This is a genomic window from Photobacterium toruni, assembly GCF_024529955.1.
Lineage (GTDB): Bacteria > Pseudomonadota > Gammaproteobacteria > Enterobacterales > Vibrionaceae > Photobacterium > Photobacterium toruni.
Genome location: NZ_AP024854.1, coordinates 679,265 through 698,412 on the forward strand (window position 1 = coordinate 679,265; position 19,148 = coordinate 698,412).

The 19,148-nt window shown below is 40.5% G+C and carries 17 protein-coding genes; 1 reads left to right on the top strand and 16 read right to left on the bottom strand.

The annotated features are described in order from the left end of the window. The 9 genes from OC457_RS03400 to leuS form a co-directional block, all read right to left on the bottom strand. Positions 1 to 1,173, bottom strand: a complete 1,173-nt coding sequence (locus OC457_RS03400) for a serine hydrolase (protein WP_080175917.1) — start codon at positions 1,171 to 1,173, stop codon at positions 1 to 3. 229 nt (positions 1,174 to 1,402) lie between these two features. Further along, positions 1,403 to 2,269 carry a septal ring lytic transglycosylase RlpA family protein gene (locus OC457_RS03405; RefSeq protein ID WP_080175886.1) on the bottom strand — a complete coding sequence of 289 codons (867 nt, stop codon included), beginning with the start codon at positions 2,267 to 2,269 and terminating at the stop codon, positions 1,403 to 1,405. A gap of 3 nt (positions 2,270 to 2,272) precedes the next feature. Further along, entirely contained in the window at positions 2,273 to 3,394 is a 1,122-nt protein-coding gene (gene rodA / locus OC457_RS03410; protein WP_080175887.1) for a rod shape-determining protein RodA, read from the bottom strand. Further along, entirely contained in the window at positions 3,391 to 5,349 is a 1,959-nt protein-coding gene (gene mrdA, locus OC457_RS03415; RefSeq protein WP_080175888.1) for a penicillin-binding protein 2, read from the bottom strand. Before mrdA ends, rodA begins: the two co-directional genes overlap by 4 nt. 6 nt (positions 5,350 to 5,355) lie before the next feature. Next, positions 5,356 to 5,826, bottom strand: coding sequence for a 23S rRNA (pseudouridine(1915)-N(3))-methyltransferase RlmH (gene rlmH, locus OC457_RS03420; RefSeq protein WP_061000179.1), 471 nt, complete (start codon positions 5,824 to 5,826; stop codon positions 5,356 to 5,358). Positions 5,827 to 5,832: 6 nt separating this feature from the next. Further along, positions 5,833 to 6,150 carry a ribosome silencing factor gene (rsfS, locus tag OC457_RS03425; RefSeq protein ID WP_080175889.1) on the bottom strand — a complete coding sequence of 106 codons (318 nt, stop codon included), beginning with the start codon at positions 6,148 to 6,150 and terminating at the stop codon, positions 5,833 to 5,835. Positions 6,151 to 6,372: 222 nt separating this feature from the next. Continuing rightward, entirely contained in the window at positions 6,373 to 7,401 is a 1,029-nt protein-coding gene (holA, locus tag OC457_RS03430) for a DNA polymerase III subunit delta (RefSeq protein ID WP_080175890.1), read from the bottom strand. Beyond that, positions 7,398 to 8,051 (bottom strand): LPS-assembly lipoprotein LptE, encoded by a 654-nt coding sequence (locus tag OC457_RS03435; protein ID WP_080175891.1) that lies wholly within the window; start codon positions 8,049 to 8,051, stop codon positions 7,398 to 7,400. Before OC457_RS03435 ends, holA begins: the two co-directional genes overlap by 4 nt. 141 nt (positions 8,052 to 8,192) lie before the next feature. Continuing rightward, on the bottom strand, positions 8,193 to 10,766 hold the full coding sequence (gene leuS / locus OC457_RS03440) for a leucine--tRNA ligase (RefSeq protein WP_080175892.1): 2,574 nt from the start codon (positions 10,764 to 10,766) through the stop codon (positions 8,193 to 8,195). Positions 10,767 to 10,935: 169 nt separating this feature from the next. Between leuS and OC457_RS03445 the strand changes: the two genes are divergently transcribed. Next, entirely contained in the window at positions 10,936 to 11,505 is a 570-nt protein-coding gene (locus OC457_RS03445; protein ID WP_096777869.1) for a zinc ribbon-containing protein, read from the top strand. A 93-nt stretch (positions 11,506 to 11,598) separates the two neighbouring features. Here OC457_RS03445 and OC457_RS03450 read toward each other — a convergent pair whose 3' ends face one another. The 7 genes from OC457_RS03450 to mtgA form a co-directional block, all read right to left on the bottom strand. After that, on the bottom strand, positions 11,599 to 12,363 hold the full coding sequence (locus tag OC457_RS03450; RefSeq protein WP_080175893.1) for a lipid-binding SYLF domain-containing protein: 765 nt from the start codon (positions 12,361 to 12,363) through the stop codon (positions 11,599 to 11,601). A 123-nt stretch (positions 12,364 to 12,486) separates the two neighbouring features. After that, complete coding sequence (gene lnt, locus OC457_RS03455; protein ID WP_080175919.1) at positions 12,487 to 14,040, bottom strand: apolipoprotein N-acyltransferase; 1,554 nt, start codon at positions 14,038 to 14,040, stop codon at positions 12,487 to 12,489. 3 nt (positions 14,041 to 14,043) lie between these two features. Then, on the bottom strand, positions 14,044 to 14,916 hold the full coding sequence (gene corC, locus OC457_RS03460; protein WP_080175894.1) for a CNNM family magnesium/cobalt transport protein CorC: 873 nt from the start codon (positions 14,914 to 14,916) through the stop codon (positions 14,044 to 14,046). An 82-nt stretch (positions 14,917 to 14,998) separates the two neighbouring features. After that, positions 14,999 to 15,460 carry an rRNA maturation RNase YbeY gene (ybeY, locus tag OC457_RS03465; protein WP_080175895.1) on the bottom strand — a complete coding sequence of 154 codons (462 nt, stop codon included), beginning with the start codon at positions 15,458 to 15,460 and terminating at the stop codon, positions 14,999 to 15,001. After that, complete coding sequence (locus OC457_RS03470; protein ID WP_080175896.1) at positions 15,460 to 16,557, bottom strand: PhoH family protein; 1,098 nt, start codon at positions 16,555 to 16,557, stop codon at positions 15,460 to 15,462. The genes ybeY and OC457_RS03470 overlap by 1 nt, the downstream gene beginning before the upstream one ends. A gap of 112 nt (positions 16,558 to 16,669) precedes the next feature. Then, positions 16,670 to 18,097: a tRNA (N6-isopentenyl adenosine(37)-C2)-methylthiotransferase MiaB gene (miaB, locus tag OC457_RS03475; protein WP_080175897.1), complete on the bottom strand. Its 1,428-nt coding sequence runs from the start codon at positions 18,095 to 18,097 to the stop codon at positions 16,670 to 16,672. A gap of 168 nt (positions 18,098 to 18,265) precedes the next feature. Then, positions 18,266 to 18,994: a monofunctional biosynthetic peptidoglycan transglycosylase gene (gene mtgA / locus OC457_RS03480; protein ID WP_080175898.1), complete on the bottom strand. Its 729-nt coding sequence runs from the start codon at positions 18,992 to 18,994 to the stop codon at positions 18,266 to 18,268. Between the last annotated feature and the right edge of the window lie 154 nt (positions 18,995 to 19,148).

Below are 19,148 nucleotides of genomic sequence, written 5' to 3' on the forward strand. Positions count from 1 at the left end.
TTAAAGCCAGCTTTGTACCAACATCATGACATAATCAACTAAGCGGCTAAATAAGTTACCCTGTTTTACTTCAGTTAAAGCAACTAAAGGGTATTGAGCAATATCAGTATCACCTAGACGGTAATAAAGGGTACCCATTACCTCACCTTTTTGAATTGGTGCTTTGAGCTCTTTAGTTAACACGAAGCTAGCTTTCAAATTTTTAGCTTGGCTACGGGGGATAGTAACGTAAGTATTTTCATTAACACCGAGATCGACTTTATCTGTTTTACCCATCCAAACTTTTTCAGTCACAAATGTTTGATCTTTCTTATAGGGTGTTAGGGTTGTGAAGAAACGAAAACCATAGGTTAATAATTTTTTACTTTCAGCAAGGCGAGCATGTTTACTTGCCGTACCCATTACGACTGAAATAAGACGGATATTACCTTCAGTTGCAGTGCTTACCAGGCTATAACCGGCATTATCAGTATGGCCAGTTTTTAAGCCATCAACATGCATACTTTGATCCCACAATAAGCCATTTCGGTTATATTGCGTGATACCGTTATAAGTGAATGACTTTTCATCATAGATCTTAAATTCATTAGGTAAATCATGAATAAGCGCACGAGCAAGAACAGAAAGATCATAAGGGGTAGTGTATAAATCGGGATTATCTAAACCATGCACATTAGTAAAGTGGGTTGATTTCATGCCCAGATTTTTTGCCCAGCCATTCATTAGATCAACAAATGCTTGCTGTGAACCGGCAACGTGTTCAGCCATTGCGACACAGGCATCATTACCTGAATCAACAATAATACCGCGGTTAAGATCAGAGACTTTTACTGTTTTACCTACTTCTAAGAACATTTTTGATGAACCAGGGAAGTTTTTAGCCCATGCATTTTTACTGATAACGACATTATCATTAGGAGAGATATTGCCATTTTTAATTTCTTGACCAATAACATAGCTGGTCATCATTTTGGTTAGGCTTGCAGGTGCTAATTTTTCATTTTGGTTATGGCCAGCAATGATTTTGCCTGAGTTATAGTCAATAAGAACATAACCTTTAGCCGCAATTTGTGGTGCTTCAGGTACTACTGCTGGTGATGCAGCAGCAGAAGCTGAAGCCAGCAGAGTGGTGAAGATGGCTACAGAACGGAAAAGCACAGCTGTTTTTTTCATAATATATATAATTTTAATTAATCTGTGGCTAAAAAGTGGGCTTACTATAACAGATAACATATTGGCAATCAGTGTCTGAATAGAAGTTTCCATCGTTCTGATTTATGAGTATCAAAGCTAATATTATTGTTATCATTATGTTGTAGCGCGATAAATAACCTATAGTTTTATGATTTTAATAACAAACTATAGGCTGTAAGTATGATTGTAAAATAACAATAAGGTTCAATTATCGTTTTTCAGTGATCATAAAAGCTTGTGAATAATGTTTGTTTTTTATTTGAGTGAGCAATAAATCAGCATCTTTATAATCCAAAAATGGTCCTAACCGAATACGGAAAATAGCGCGGTCTGTAATTTTTTCAATATCGACACTGGTGTTGTAGCGTTTTTTTACTTCACGCTGCATTTGCTCTGCTTTTTGCTGACTATTAACCGCGGCTAATTGAATAAAATATTGAATAGGGATCGGTGCTTTTTTTATTTCTGCTGTAGTTGATGGTTTAGGTACCGTGAGTACTTCAATTTTCACTGGTGCTGTGCCGTAGCTAATCACACCTAATTTAGATGCAGCAGCCATACTTAAATCAATAATACGACCATCATGGAAGGGGCCGCGATCGTTAACGCGAACAATGACGGATTTGTGATTAAGTGTATTGGTGACACGCACAAAGCTCGGTAATGGTAACGTTTTATGTGCGGCTGTCATGGCAAACATATTATACACTTCACCATTGGCTGTTTTATGGCCATGAAATTTTTCACCATACCATGATGCAAATCCTGTTTCGGTATAACCTTTAGGATTTTTAATAATGTGGTAGCGTTTACCACGTAGGGTATAGTCTTTATTTCCACCACGACTATAAGCTTCGTAGTGGGGAGTGATCAATTTAACTTTTGAAAAATCAGGAATGACCTTAGGTGCACGATCATCTTTAAGAGAATAGCGTCCTGCATTAGGATCATCTGTATTTGGTTTAATGATTTCAACTGGTTTAATGGTTGTATCTGGCTTGGTTTGTGGAGTTTGTTCAGGCGAAGAACTACACCCAGCAAGAATCAGGGAAAAAACTATAAATAGTGAACGCATTTATTAGGTCGCCTTAGACAACATTTTTCGATGAGTGTGAATGGACATCAGAATACCAAAACCAGCCATAAGAGTAACCATTGAGGTTCCGCCATAACTAACAAGGGGAAGTGGTACGCCTACAACAGGTAACAATCCACTTACCATTCCGATATTAACAAAAATATAAACAAAAAAGCTGAGTACAATACTACCTGCCATCATACGCCCAAACGCAGTTTGAGCACGACTTGCAAGTAGTAATCCTCGTCCAAGTACAAATAGATACATTACTAATAAACCAATAACACCCGCTAATCCCCATTCTTCAGCGATAACTGTAAAAATGAAATCAGTATTACGTTCTGGAACAAATTCTAATTGTGATTGAGTTCCATGGAGCCAGCCTTTACCAGTGATCCCTCCTGAACCAATGGCTATTTTTGATTGGATGATATGGTATCCTGCACCTAAAGGGTCTGACTCCGGATTAAGTAAGGTCATTACTCGAGTACGTTGATAGTCATGCATCAGAAAGAACCATAACACAGGAATAAAAGCACCGAGTAATACTAATGCACCAATTATTATCTTCCAGTTAATTCCTGACAGAAACAGAACAAATATCCCTGATGCGGCGATCAAAATGGAGGTACCGAGGTCGGGTTGCTTGGCAATTAATATAGTTGGCGTAAAAATTAATACCAATGCGATAAAAATATTAGTAAATGTTGGTGGTAGAGGGCGATTACCAATAAAGCGCGCAACCATTAATGGTACGGCAAGCTTAATAAGTTCTGAGGGTTGAAAGCGAATAAAACCTAAATTTAGCCATCGTTGTGCTCCTTTGGAAACCTCACCAAATGAGAGAACACTAATTAGTAATATAAGTCCTATTCCAAATAAATAAGGTGCCCATGCTTCGTAATGACGAGGAGCAATTTGTGCGAGTAAAAACATAATTCCAAGTGATAATACCATTCGCATCGCTTGACGTTCCATCATTGGTATATTTTGGCCACTAGCACTGTACATGATCACCAATGAGAAACTCATGATCGCTAATAAGCCAAGTAATAATGGGATATCGATATGTAAACGATCACTTATGCTTGGTTTTTCTCCTGTTGTTGCCATGATGCTCATTGATGTATTTCCGTTGTAGTTTTTGCTGGCGTTATCAATTGTAAAGGTGCCTTTATTGGTGCTTTAATTAGCATATGATCAAATATTTTTCGAGCAATCGGACCACCATTACTGGAACCGCCACCGGCATTTTCTAGTACCATTGAGACTACAACTTGTGGTTTTTCAAAGGGGGCGAATGCGGTAAATAATGCATGGTCTCGTAAATGTTCTTCTAATTCCTCTGCGTTATATTTCTGGTTTTTAGCTAGACCAAATACTTGTGCTGACCCTGATTTTCCTCCGGCTTGATAGGGCGTATTATAAAATGCTTTTCGCGCTGTACCACGATGACCATATAGTACGCGATGCATTCCCTCACGAGCAATTTCCCATGTTTGTGGACTAACGCCAGTTATCGATGGGAAATTTTCAAACTCAGCTGGCGACTCTACTTTATTATCAATAATATTTTTAAGTAGGTGTGGACGGTGTACAACACCACTATTAACTAGTACTGACGTGGCTTTAGCTATTTGTAATGGTGTTGCAGTCCAATATCCTTGACCGATACCAACCGGAATTGTGTCGCCCTGATACCATGGACGTTTATGGCGTGCCTGTTTCCATTCACGGGTGGGCATATTGGCTTTGCTTTCTTCGTGAATATCGATTCCAGTATATTCGCCATAACCAAATTTATTCATCCATGTTGAGAGACGATCAATACCAAGATCGTAAGCAACTTGATAGAAGTAAGTGTCGACTGACTCTTCTATGGCTTTATAGATATTCACTCGACCATGACCCCAACGAAGCCAGTCTCGAAATTTACGACTGGTCGAGTTGGGTATTTGCCACCAACCCGGATCATTACGTGTAGTACTCGGTGTAATCACGCCTTCGGTTAATGCTGCGACGGCAATTAATGGCTTAACCGTTGATGCAGGTGGATAAATACCAAGCGTAACGCGATTGACTAATGGACGATCTGGGTTATTGAGTAAGGCTGTGTATTTCTTGCTCGATATACCACGTACAAACAAATTGGGATCATAACTTGGGCTTGAGACCATCGCTAAAATCGCATCATCTTTAGGATCTAAAACTACGATAGATCCACGTTTATGCTTAATGATCTCTTGGCCTGTTTTGGGATCGATTGTGTGTTCAGTTAATAGGTTTTGAACATATTGCTGTAGCTTAATATCAATATTGATCTTGATATCTTTACCTGGAATGGGCGGAATATATTTTAGTGTGCGGATCACACGACCACGACTGTTGACTTCAACTTCTTGGTAGCCAGAAGTGCCATGTAATAGTTCTTCGTAATAACGTTCAATACCCAATTTACCCATATCACGAGTGGCTTTGTAATTACTAAGTTTACCCGCTTTATCTAGCTTTTTAAGGTCACGATCGTTAATTTTAGCAACATAACCTAATACGTGGGTGAGGCTATCGCCATAAGGATAATAGCGTTTTAAGTGTGCTTTTACTTCCACACCAGGCAAGCGATGTTGATTAACAGAAAATAGCGCAACTTGTTTTTCATTGAGATGATCAAGAATGGGAACAGACTTAAAACGACGGGTACGACGGCGCTCTTTTTGAAAGTTAGCGATGTCTTCATCAGTAATACCCATGATCTGTTTAAGATCAGCAAAAGTTTGATCAAGTTCAGAGACTTTTTCTAAGGTAATTTCAAGGCTATAGATGGGTCTGTTTTCAGCTAATATCACCCCGTTACGGTCATAAATTAACCCGCGATTAGGGGATACTGGAACAATTTTAATGCGGTTATCATTAGAGCGGGTTTGATAGTCCTGATGTTGCTCAACCTGAATATGGAACAGATTAAACAGCAGCAGGCCTACAAGTATTGCGATACCAATAAATGAGACAAGAGCTCGACGAAAAAACAGTGCCGACTCAGCGCGATGATCGCGGATCTGGGTTCGCTTTTGCCTCATTTATGATTATTCCCTGTGGTACGGATGGTTAGCCGTGACACTCCATGCACGGTATAAGCTTTCTGCCATTACCACGCGCACCAGTGGGTGTGGTAAAGTCAATGGTGATAATGACCAGCTTTGTTCTGCCGCTGCTTTACATGCAGGAGATAGTCCTTCAGGTCCGCCGATCAAAATTGATACATCGCGTCCGTCTAGTTTCCATGCATCCAATTGTTGTGCCAATTGTCCTGTATCCCAGCGTTTACCGGGAATATCCAGAGTAACAATTCGGTTGCCTTTAGCAACTGCAGCTAACATGGCTTCGCCTTCTTTTTGAAGAATGCGAGGAATATCAGCATTTTTGCCACGCTTTCCCGCTGAAATTTCAATTAACTCCAGAGGCATATCTTTTGGGAAGCGGCGGCTATATTCTTTATAACCTTCCTCAACCCATTTTGGCATCTTAGTGCCAACAGCAATCAGTTGAAGCTTCATGGTCAATTAGCTCCAAAGCTTCTCCAGTTGGTAAAGCTCACGAGCATCTTCTTGCATGATATGTAGCATAACATCGCCCATATCAACAATAACCCATTGACCTTCTTTTTCGCCACTGATGCCGAATGGAGGAAAATCAATTAATTTAGATTCTTTGTTAACGTGATCTGCAACAGATGCAACGTGACGGTTAGATGTACCAGTACAAATAACCATAAAATCAGTGATGCTTGATTTACCGCGAACATCGATAGTTACGATATCTTGTGCTTTAATGTCGTCAATTTTGTCAACGATGAAATCGTGTAGTTCTTGAACCTGCAAAGGGATTCCCTCACTTGAGTGTTAGTATAGTAGTGGTCGAATGACGCTATAACTAGCATCTATAATGTCAAATAGACATACTGACCATGAATTGTGCCGCAGTATACCATGCTCTTATCAGACAGCGATAAGCGGACAAGGTTCAGACGGTATTTTTTCGCATGTTTGTTGAGTGATTTGCTTCAAACGGGCAAAAAGTCGCAATTTTGACCTGTATTGATATTAATCTCGTGGTTGTAAATGGGTTGGAATACCACACATTTCTGCACATAAGCAACTCAAGGCCGACCATGGTTGAGTGTCATAGTCAGTTTTGACTTGAATTTCTAACAATGTCAGCTGATGAATAATGGTGATTAAGGTTGTTAGAGACAGTCGATGTAACGCCCCAATATACATTTCACGTCGGTTTTGCCACACTCTAAATTGTTCAAATATCAGATTGAGTGGCGTGCCTTTTTTTCCCATTTCTTGCATTTTATACAACTGAGTTAACTCTCGCTGTAAAGTACGTAATAAAATTGTTGCCTCAACACCTTCTGCTTGTAATTGACGCAATATGCGTTGGCTACGTTTAGCTTGTCCAGCTAACAGGGCGTCAATTAATTGAAATGGAGTATAGTGATTATGACGACTTAATGCTTCTTGTAATCGCACTATTGTTAAGGTGCCATCAGGATAAAGTAGCACTAATTTATGTAAACTTTGGGATAGCGCTAGTAAATTGCCCTCATGCCATTGAGCTAACATTTGTACCGATTCATGATCCGGCTTTAAGCCTAATAGCTGACAACGGCTTTGAATAAAGCGTGGCATTTGACGTGGATCTGGTGTATTGCAAGGAACATACAGACCGATATTATCAAGTGCTTTAAACCATTTGGTGCTTTCTTGTTTTTTATTGATCCTAGGACCGGTAAGAATTAATAAAATATCAGGATTTAGCGCCGTAATGACTTCAAGTAGTGCTTTGGCTTGATTGGCATTTAAACCTGTTTCAGCTATTTCAAGCTCGATAATTTGTTGAGCTGAAAATAAGCTCATGGCGTTACAGCAATCTAATACTGCATTCCAATCAAGACTATTATCGATAGTAAAACTATGTCGTTCAAGAAAACCTTGTTGTTGAGCGATATGTTTAATGTTATCGCCTGCTTCTTGTTTCAATAATAGTTCATTACCAAACAGTAAATAAGCCTGACGCAGGCCTTTTGTTAGCTGCTGCGTCAGTTGTTCTGGGTAGACTCTCATTGGGCGTTATTATCTTGTTTTTTATGTATCACAGCGGGTGTTGTGGTGATCGTAGTTGTACTACCATCTTTAATCGACACTTTTTGATTATGCAAAATCTGGTTTAATTCAGCATTCAGTTTATCTTCTTCCATTTTATTAAAGACAGTCGTTAGACGTGCTAGTTTTCGCATGATTTGTTGTGCAGCCTGTTCACGCATCACGTTTACTAATTCGTCGCGTTCTACTGATTTTGCGAGTGCTGAAAGTGGGTTATCTAAGAAAGTACGGGTAACTTTAGTACTAAACTGTTCAATACCTTGATTAGGAATAGTCACAGTGTAGTTAACCGTCAACGTTAAATCGTATTCTGCTTTACCGTTATTTTGATATAGCGATAACGTACTGTCGCCAGTTGATTCACTGGTGATATTAAGGTTCGGTACGGTTGCTGATGGTTTTACTTCTTCAATACCATGCAGTTTAAATTGATATTTTACCATACGGGTTAATTGGCCGTAGGGGTCAAAACTGGTTAACGATAGCTTGGCAATACCTTCTGGTAGCATGTAGTTGCCACGAAGATGAAAGCCGCAAGAAGCTGTTGTAAGCGCGAGAAGAGTAATGATAAGTAGTCGAGTTAGGCTGTTGGCCGAGAAAAAACTTTTCACGAAAGTCAGCTCCTTGAAAGAAAATAAGGTGCGCTGGGCGCAAAATTAAATATGACCGTAATTATAAAGATCCCCGCAGAAGCGGGGATCTTTAGGCTATTTACTGCGTTAGTAACAACGTTATACAGTAGTTAACCTTGATTAGTTAGCAACAATATTAAGTAGTTTACCTGGTACGTAAATAACTTTACGTACGGTATTTCCTTCAGTGAAGCGAGTTACGCCATCATCAGCCATTGCTAACGCTTCTACTTGCTCTTTGGTTGCATCTGCCGCAACCGTTAATTTCGCACGTAGTTTACCGTTAACTTGAACAATGATTAGCTTTTCATCTTCCACTAATGCTGCTGCATCTGCTTGTGGCCATACTGCATGGTCAATGTCTGTTTGACCTAAAGCTTGCCACATTTCAAAACAGATATGCGGTGTCATTGGGTAAAGCATAGTAACAATAGCTTTTAGTGCTTCATCAAGAATAGCACGATCTTGTACTGATTCTTGTGGCGCTTTTGCTAACTTGTTCATTAATTCCATGATTGCAGCAATCGCGGTATTAAATGTCTGACGACGACCAATATCATCACTTACTTTAGCAATTGTTTTATGAATGTCACGACGAAGCGCTTTTTGATTGCTGTTTAATGCTGCAGTATCAACTGATTCAGCTGCACCTTTTTCAGCATGCTCACGTACAAGTTTCCACACACGTTTAAGGAAGCGGTTAGCACCTTCAACGCCAGATTCTTGCCATTCAAGCGTCATATCAGCAGGTGATGCAAACATCATAAATAGACGTACTGTATCAGCGCCGTACTTGTCTACCATCTCTTGTGGGTCGATACCGTTGTTTTTAGACTTAGACATTTTGATCATGCCTGAGTGTTCAACGTTATGGCCTTTAGAGTCAACTGCTGTAGTGATGCGGCCTTTGCCATCGCGTTCAACCGTTACATCTGTTGGTGCAACCCACTCTTTACCACCTTTGTCTGTGGTGTAGAAGAACGCATCTGCTAATACCATGCCTTGACATAGTAGTTGCTTAAACGGTTCGTCAGAGGTTACGTAACCTGCATCACGAAGTAATTTGTGGAAGAAACGTGAGTACAATAGGTGCATACACGCGTGCTCAATACCACCAACATATTGATCAACAGGTAGCCAGTAGTTCGCCTTTGCAGGATCTAAAATATCATCAGCTTGTGGTGAACAATAACGAGCGTAATACCAAGATGACTCCATAAAGGTGTCAAAGGTATCAGTTTCACGTAGTGCAGGTTCACCGTTAAAGGTGGTTTTAGCCCACTCTAGGTCAGCTTTAATCGGGCTTGTTACACCATCCATTACCACGTCTTCTGGAAGAATAACCGGTAGTTGATCTGCCGCAACAGGATGCACTTGACCGTCTTCAGTGGTTACCATTGGGATTGGTGCGCCCCAGTAACGTTGACGTGAAACACCCCAGTCACGAAGACGGAAATTAACTGTTTTCTTGCCTTTACCTTCAGCTTCAAGTTTTGCTGCAATAGCATCAAATGCTTGTTGGAAGTTTAGGCCGTCAAATTCACCTGAATTAAACAATACACCTTTGTCAGTGAATGCAGCTTCAGAGATATCAAATTCGCTACCGTCTTCTGGCTTAATGACTGCCATGATATCGATGTTGTATTTCGTTGCAAATTCAAAGTCACGTTGATCGTGTGCAGGAACGGCCATTACTGCGCCTGTGCCGTAATCCATTAATACGAAGTTAGCAACGTATACGGGTACTTCACGGCCATCAAGTGGATGGATAGCGGTAAAGCCAGTATCCATGCCTTTCTTTTCCATTGTTGCTAGTTCAGCTTCAGCAACTTTGGTGTTACGGCATTCATCGATAAATGTTGCTAGGGCAGGGTTATTCTCAGCCGCTTTTGCAGCTAGAGGGTGACCCGCTGCAATGCTAACAAATGTTACACCCATAAGAGTATCAGGACGCGTGGTGTAAACTTCTAAATCGTTTTGACCTTTAACGTTAAACGTTAATTCAACACCTTCAGAACGGCCGATCCAGTTACGCTGCATGGTTTTTACCATTTCAGGCCAACCATCAAGGGTATCAAGGTCGTCAAGTAGCTCTTGTGCGTATTCGGTAATTTTAATGAACCACTGTGGAATCTCTTTTTGTTCAACAGGGGTATCACAACGCCAGCAACAACCGTCTTCTACTTGCTCGTTTGCTAGTACCGTTTGGTCGTTAGGACACCAGTTCACAGAAGATGTTTTCTTGTAAACTAGGCCTTTGTTGTACAGTTTAGTGAAGAACTCTTGTTCCCAACGGTAGTACTCAGGGGTACAGGTTGCGAATTCACGACTCCAATCGTAACCAAAACCTAAAAGTTTAAGTTGGTTCTTCATGTACTCGATGTTTTCGTATGTCCAAGGTGCAGGAGCAGTGTTATTTTTGACCGCTGCGTTCTCTGCTGGAAGGCCAAATGCATCCCAACCAATTGGCTGCATGACATTTTTGCCTTGTAAGCGTTGGTAGCGAGAGATAACATCACCGATAGTGTAGTTACGCACGTGACCCATGTGCAAACGACCACTTGGGTACGGGAACATGGACAGACAGTAGAATTTTTCTTTATTAGGATCTTCACTAACAACAAAGGTCTTATTGTTATCCCAATGTTCTTGAACTTTTTGTTCAATGTCCTGTGGACGATATTGTTCTTGCATCGATGACATCCAGAATTTTGTGAGTTTAATACAAACACATTCATTGTAATCGACATAGGATAACCAAAGGTCAAGGTGTCAACAATAGCTGATAGCGATTCGGCGACCTTAATCTTACATTTGGCCGTAATTACGTAATTATTTCGCACATTGGTAGAGGATTAATCCCATGACTAAGCAACAAAAGCAGTATGAAGCAGTGTTAGAAAAAGTAACTGAGGCGCTTAAGCATAGTCCAGAAGAGCTAAAGAAGTTTTTTAAAATGACTGAGCTTTACGGCAAAGCTGCCAGTGATATGACCAAAGATGAGCTGTCATTAGTTGAAGCTTATATTAAAAGTGATCTTAAAACGACTGAGCTTTACGGTAAAGCAGCCAGTGATATGACCAAAGATGAACTGTCATTAGTTGAAGCTTACGTCAAAAGTGATTTAAAGACCTTTACTGAAGAAGTAAAAAATAGTTCAGAACCATTCAGTGAAAGCCCTTTCTATAAATTAGTCAGTGAAAGTATTTGGAAAAACTTAGCTGAAATTACGGATAAAACCCAATTAGAATGGATTGAAGTGATGGATGATATTCAGCATAAAGGTGTTTATCAGGCTGGTGAACTTGTGGGTTTAGGTAATCTTGTTTGTGAGCAATGCGGTCATACTGAAATGATCACCCATGTTACGCGTATTGAACCCTGTGTAAAATGTGGTTGTAAGCATTTTTCTCGCTTACCATTAAATCCATAAATGGTTAAACAGTTCAATGGTTTTGCTTTCATTATAAAAAAACGCAGCATTATAAATGCTGCGTTTTTATTTGGCTGTTATAAAAGTAATGGTTTAATAATCAGGACGTTCAATGGTATCAACCACTACCGCTGAGTTTGCTGAATCTGTCGATGTAATAGTATCAGCCGGTTTTTGCAGTTGTTGCTGGTGTTGTCGTGTCGTTTGAGTCTGTTTAGTCGGTTGATAGTCAGTATTAAACTCAGGTAATACTTGATCATAACCTTTTATTTTTCGCGTCGTGGTTGTCATTGGTTCATAGGTGAATTTTTGTCCCGCAAGTGATGCTTCAATCATCGCGCCGCCTTTAGCGTGAGTGAAGATAGCAACGCCATTAATGTAGCTTTGGGTCATATAGTCATTACCTGCATTGATCCCTGCGCCAGCAGTGCCTATTTTTGCTGATGCACCTTCTGTTAATGCGACCGCAGAGGCTTGAGCATCCAATTCCATTCCGCCATCAATGAAGCGATCATAGGCACGTTTATCTTGGAAAAATAGAATCTCACTGAACGCTTGTCCGCCAAATTGTAAACCAATAGATATTTGGTATAACTTAGCAAATCCCATGGCTTGATTGGCTTTAAATACCACGCCTGATCCATAAGCGCCACCGATCCAAAAGCCACCTTTACCTACTGATGGAAAAACGGCATACCCATAAGCGGAATGGAAAAAAGGCTGGGTTTGCGGTGAATTATAAAAATGGGCTAATGCATCTTTAGTATCATTTTGTTGTTCTTGAGCAAATACTTGTGTTGATAGCATTAATATTAATAATGAACATAAAGTGGTAAATATTTTATGTGTTGCTTTCATTTATCATTCCTCATTTCGCCGCAGGTGGTTAGTCCCTTTGGGATTGCAGTTATTAGTTGCTAATCAATTTACAATAAACTAATCGTAAAAAAAAAGGTGAAGTTATTAGCTTCACCTTATAGTTTATTCTGTTTCTGTTGGCGGTAAGTCACGGAAATGTCCGCGCTTACGGCGAACGAGTAGCCAAGATAATGCTAATGCCCATAAGCAGTAACCGTATAATGGCCAACTACCTAGTGTGGTATAAGGTGTCATTCCAATGGTTGGAATGACTTTATCTTTTAATACGCCAGTAACAAATTGTGGTAATTGTTTGGTGATATGACCATTGTGATCAACCACTGCTGTAATCCCCGTATTTGTTCCCCGTAACAATGGCTTACCTAACTCAAGTGCCCGCATTTGGGCAATTTCCATGTGCTGAAATGGGCCAATTGAATGACCAAACCATGCATCATTAGACAGCGTGAGTAATAACTCAGTTTTTTTGGTGACGTTTTCACGAATTTGTTCACCAAATGCAATTTCATAACACAGTGCAGGTGCAATTGAATAACCATGAGCTTGAATATTCGGTTGAATATAAGCTCCACGACTAAATGACGACATCGGCAGATTAAAGAACGGCGCTAATGGACGTAGAATACTCGCAAACGGGACAAATTCACCAAAAGGTAATAAGTGATGTTTTGTATAACGCGTGGCTGTATTGTAGTTATACGGGCCATCTGCATCGACACCAAGTGTCAAAATATTATTAAAAAACTCACCATCAGCTTTTTGATCTAAGATGCCGGTGATTACGGTACTATTATTGGCACGGGCGGCAGCATCAAGATTTTGTAAGAAGGTTGGAATATCTTCTTCAAGTGCAGGAATTGCAGCTTCTGGCCAAATAATTAAATCGGCACCCCAGTTATCGCGAGTGAGATCCATATATTTCATTAAGGTTGGCCAGCGGTGACTTGGCAGCCATTTCTCTTCTTGTGAAATATTACCTTGGATCAAAGCTACGCTAACACTGTGTTTAGGATCGGGTTTTACCCACTGTGGAATACCGGCTAATACCGCTAACAGTGCCACTAATACTGTAACCATGAATGGACGCCAGTTACGGTAGTATAGTGTGGCAGTTATTGAGCCTGAGATCAGTACTAATGCGAGGGTGATCCCTTCGACACCTAAAATTGGAGCAAAGTGTGCTAAAGGCGTATTGAGCTGACTGTAACCCATCCATAGCCAAGGAAAGCCAGTAAATAGCCAGCCGCGGATCCAATCAAGTACTAACCAAATAACAGGGCCAGAAAGTAGTAATTGGTGTAAAGGCCGTTGTCGATTAAAGCGATTAAAGAAATAACCAAATAACGCAGGATATAATGCTAAGTAACTAATCAATAAGCACATTAAGAACATGCTAGCAATTTTAGGCATACCACCAAAGGTATCAATGCTGACATGTACCCAGCTAATGCCTGTGCCAAACATCCCTAGGCCATAGAAAAATCCAATCAGTGCTGAGCGTTTAGGAGATTGTTTCTGTAATAAAAGGAAAAACAGAATCAGAGTTAATGGGGCGAAAAATGCGTAGTCATAAGGTGCAAAAGACAAGGTTGCAATCGCACCTGCAGGGACAGCTGCAAGCAACTGTCCCAATAAGATGAGTGTTTTTTTTGTCATCATTTACGGAGTAATGGTAGGTTGAAATGCCTCATCAGGGACAGTTACTTGTAACTGGATAACACGACGGTTATCAGACGAGGTCACTTTAAATGAATAACCATTGACTTCAATAACTTCACCGCGCGATGGTAAGTGACCAAAACTCATCATAACTAAGCCGCCGACAGTATCGACTTCTTCGTCACAAAATGAGGTATGGAACAGTTCATTGAAATCTTCAATAGTTGTTAGGGCTTTGACCGCGTAAGTATGTTTACTTAACTGACGAACTTCTTGTTCTTCTTCGTCGTCGAATTCATCCTCGATTTCGCCAACAATTTGTTCAAGAATATCTTCAATAGTGATAACACCTGATACACCACCAAACTCATCAACCACAATTGCCATGTGGTAACGCTCTTCGCGGAACTCTTTTAATAGTCGATCAACGCGTTTACTTTCTGGTACTACAACAGCAGGGCGTAATACTTTGTCGATATCAAAAGGCTCACTGTCTGGTAATAAATAACGCAGTAAGTCTTTGGCTAATAAAATGCCTTCAACATGGTCTTTATCATCACTAATAACAGGGTAGCGAGAGTGTTGAGCTTCAACAATTAAATCAATAAGATCTTCTAGCTTCTGAGAACGCTCGATAGTTGTCATTTGTGAACGTGGAATCATAATGTCACGTACACGCATTTCAGCAATTTCCATTACACCTTCAAGCATGTCGCGAGTGTCATGGTCTATCAAATCGTTTTCTTCCGAATCACGGAATACTTCAACTAATTCTTCACGGTTTTGTGGTTCACCTTGGAACAGTTGGCCAATACGTTCAAAGAAGGATTTTCTACTCGGACCTTCAGTTGTTGGAGAGTTATCTTCGTTCATTATTTACTTTATCAACTAAGTGGACATTGCCACGGTAATGCAGCTTGGGTTATCAAGCTGCGGAATATTTTTTAGTATATTACTACTTTTCTGAAATGTAAGGGTCGATAAAGCCCATGCTTTGCATTATTTCAGTCTCTAATGCTTCCATTTCTTCTGCTTCATCGTCTTCGATATGATCATAACCTAGCAGATGCAGACTGCCGTGTACAACCATATGTGCCCAATGAGCATTAAGTGGTTTTTGTTGTTCAAGTGCCTCTGCTTCGACAACTTGACGGCAAATAATTAGATCGCCAAGTAAGTTAATTTCGATTTCAGGTGGCGCTTCAAATGGAAAAGAAAGTACGTTTGTTGGACGATCTTTGCCACGGTATTCAAGATTAAGTGCATGACTTTCTTGCTCGTCAACTAATCGAATAGTGACTTCAGCCTCGGCCTGAAATGGAGTGACTGCGGCATTTAACCATTGCTGGAATTCAGCTTCAGTCGGTAATCCAGTTTCGGCTGCTGTTGCAAGTTGTAGATCAAGATAAATCGCCATTAGTTACTCTTTTGTGATTCAATTTTGGCAGCTGTCGCGACGGCGAATAAGGCGGCATCTTTGGCGTCTTGTTCTGTTCGGCGACGTTGTTCTGCTTGTTTTCGTTGTTTTTGATCGTCGCTTTCCCAGATTTCATAAGCTTGAACAATGCGCGCGACAACAGGATGACGTACAACATCATTGGCTAAGAAAAAGTTAAAGCTAATCTCTTCAACATTAGATAATACTTCAACAGCATGACGCAAACCTGAACGTGCGCCACGTGGTAAATCTATTTGAGTGACATCACCTGTGATCACCGCGCGTGAGTTAAAGCCAATGCGGGTTAAGAACATTTTCATTTGTTCAACGGTAGTATTTTGACTTTCATCTAAAATAATAAACGCATCATTTAGTGTACGACCACGCATATAAGCCAGCGGTGCGACTTCAATTACATTGCGCTCAATTAGCTTCTCGACGCGTTCAAAGCCAAGCATTTCAAACAAAGCATCATAAAGTGGCCGTAGGTATGGATCGACTTTCTGGCTTAAATCACCGGGTAAGAAACCTAATTTTTCTCCCGCTTCAACCGCTGGACGGGTCAGTAGAATACGGCGCACTTCTTGACGCTCAAGGGCATCAACAGCAGCAGCAACTGCCAGGTAGGTTTTACCTGTACCTGCAGGTCCAACACCAAAGGTAATATCGTGTGTCACAATATTGGCGATGTATTGTGCTTGGTTTGGCGTGCGTGGTTTTATGATCCCTTTTTTGGTTTTAATATGGACTTCTTTGCCAAAAGGAATGCTTGTTTCTACGGTTTGCTCTAAGACGCCAGAGGCTTTGATCGCCAGATGAATATGGTCAGGTTCAATATCTGGAATGTTGTTATGTACGGGAGCCGTATCAATGTATAAATCTTTAATGATATTGGTGGCAACATCCGCAGTGTGTGGTTGACCCACGACGCTAAAGTGGTTGCTACGATGATTGATTTCAACACCTAAACGACGTTCTAGTTGTTTGATGTTGTCGTCGAAAGGACCACAAAGGCTGGAAAGACGCTGATTATGGGCGGGTTCCAGATCAAATTCTACAGTAATTATCTTGCTCAAGGTTTGCCTCTCATTGAGGTCGCCTAGAAGTAGGCGACCATATTTTCAGGGCATGCGACTTACTTTGAATAATAGTGATTACTGCACGTTATTTGACGGCAGTGAACGACTGTTATTCCGGAGTATATACGCCTACACCTAAATCATCTTCACGGCGTGTTTTTGCCATCATTGCTGCTGGTGACATTGCAACGCGAAGATCCATTTCTGCTTCAGTGCGAACAAGTTCGCCACGTAGTGAATTAGTAAATACATCGATAATTTTTACATCAACAAATTGACCAATCAACTCAGCAGAGCCTTCAAAGTTTACAATACGGTTATTTTCAGTACGACCGCGTAGTTCCATCACATTTTTACGCGATGGACCTTCAACTAAAATACGTTGTTCTGTGCCTAGCATTTGACGTGCGTGGCGCATCGCTTGACTATTTAGTTGTTGCTGTAAAGCGTACAGACGCTCTTTCTTCACGTCTTCAGTGAGATCACAAGGGTAATCAGCTGCAGGTGTACCTGGACGAGGAGAGAAGATAAAGCTGTAGCTAATATCAAAATCGATATCACGAATTAGCTTCATGGTATCTTCGAAATCTTGATCAGATTCACCAGGGAACGCGACAATAAAGTCTGAGCTCATTGTGATATCTGGACGTACTTTGCGTAACTTACGAATTTTTGACTTGTATTCAAGCACTGTGTGAGGGCGCTTCATCATCGTTAGAATACGATCTGAACCACTTTGTACTGGTAGGTGTAAGTAGTTAACCAGTTCAGGAGTATCTTTGTAAACGTCAATAATGTCGTCAGTAAATTCAATTGGGTGACTGGTTGTGTAACGTACACGGTCAATGCCATCAATTGCAGCGACTAAACGTAGAAGTTCAGCAAAGCTAGCAAGTTCACCATCATGAGTTGGACCACGGAATGCGTTAACATTTTGTCCAAGTAGGTTTACTTCACGTACACCTTGATCTGCTAGTTGAGCGATTTCAAATAACACATCATCAATAGGACGACTAACTTCTTCGCCACGAGTGTAAGGTACTACACAATACGTACAGTATTTAGAACAGCCTTCCATAATAGAGACAAATGCTGTTGCACCGTCAGCTCGAGGTTCTGGTAGGCTATCGAATTTTTCAATCTCAGGAAATGAAATATCCATCACGGTTTTTTCATTTGATTGAGAACGTTTAATCATCTCTGGCAAACGGTGTAGCGTTTGTGGGCCAAAGATCACATCAACGTAAGGTGCGCGTTTGCGAATAGAATCACCTTCTTGAGTCGCGACACAACCACCAACACCGATCACTAGATCAGGTTTTTTATCTTTTAGTTTTTTCCAACGCCCTAGCTGGTGGAAAACTTTTTCTTGTGCTTTTTCACGGATCGAACAGGTGTTAAGTAGCAGAACATCTGCTTCTTCTGGGATTTCTGTTAACTCGAAGCCATTAGCAGCATTAAGAAGATCGGCCATTTTTGATGAATCATATTCGTTCATCTGGCAGCCCCAGGTTTTAATCAGCAGTTTCTTCGCCATCTCTCTTCGCTCGTAGTGTTGATTCATTACATTCAGATTACGGGCTGACAGGACGCATTACGTTATTTTGATAGTAATGCCCTGTAGCAAGCCGCGTATTGTACTGCTTTAAACTCGGTCTGACTAGATCATCACCACCCTGAAAAAAGTGTGGTCTTTTATGATTGACTAGCGATAGAGATTAAAAGATTTAAAAAGTGATCGTTCATCATAGACTTTATCTAATGTCACCATTCCAAGTTGACGCATTTGTTTGCGAATCCATAAGGTACGCTGATAAACATAATTACTCATTGGGCTGGCTTTTATTTTATAAGGGTTTGGCAATACCGCAGCCAGTTGTGCTGCTTGTTGAGCACTAAGTTGGCTGGCTGGTATATGAAAAAAGTGTTTGCTCGCAGCTTGAACGCCATAAATTCCAGGGCCAAATTCAATGACGTTTAAATAGGTTTCTAAAATACGATCTTTGCCCCAAATAATCTCCATCCATAGTGCAAAATACAACTCTATGCCTTTACGAATAAAAGAATGGCTTGGAAATAAAAATACATTTTTAGCTGTTTGCTGACTAATGGTACTAGCGCCACGACTTGGTCCATCTTTACCACTGTGTTTTAGTACTGATAATGTCGCACTCAGATCGATACCATGGTGCTCTGGAAAGGTTTGATCTTCTGAAGCGATGACAGCTAATTGCATATTTTTTGAAATCTTATCCAAATTAACCCACTGATGCTGAGTGTGTTTTGGATAACCTTGCGGCGGGAAAATGGTACGACTAATTTCCCAGCCCCAAAATGGTGGGTTAATAAATTTAAAAATGATAACTAGCACAATAGGTATAATCAGCGCGCATAAAATAAATTTAATGGTGAAACGTTTAAGGCTTGCCAGCATGGTGATCTGATTCCTTTCGGCACTGAAATAATAGCAATGGTTGATTAACTGCGAATACGCTATCGTAGTATCCCAGTGAGCGTATTTTCTTATACAATCATATAACACGATGGTTTTAAAGATTATAACCAAATAATAAGCCTGGACATAATAG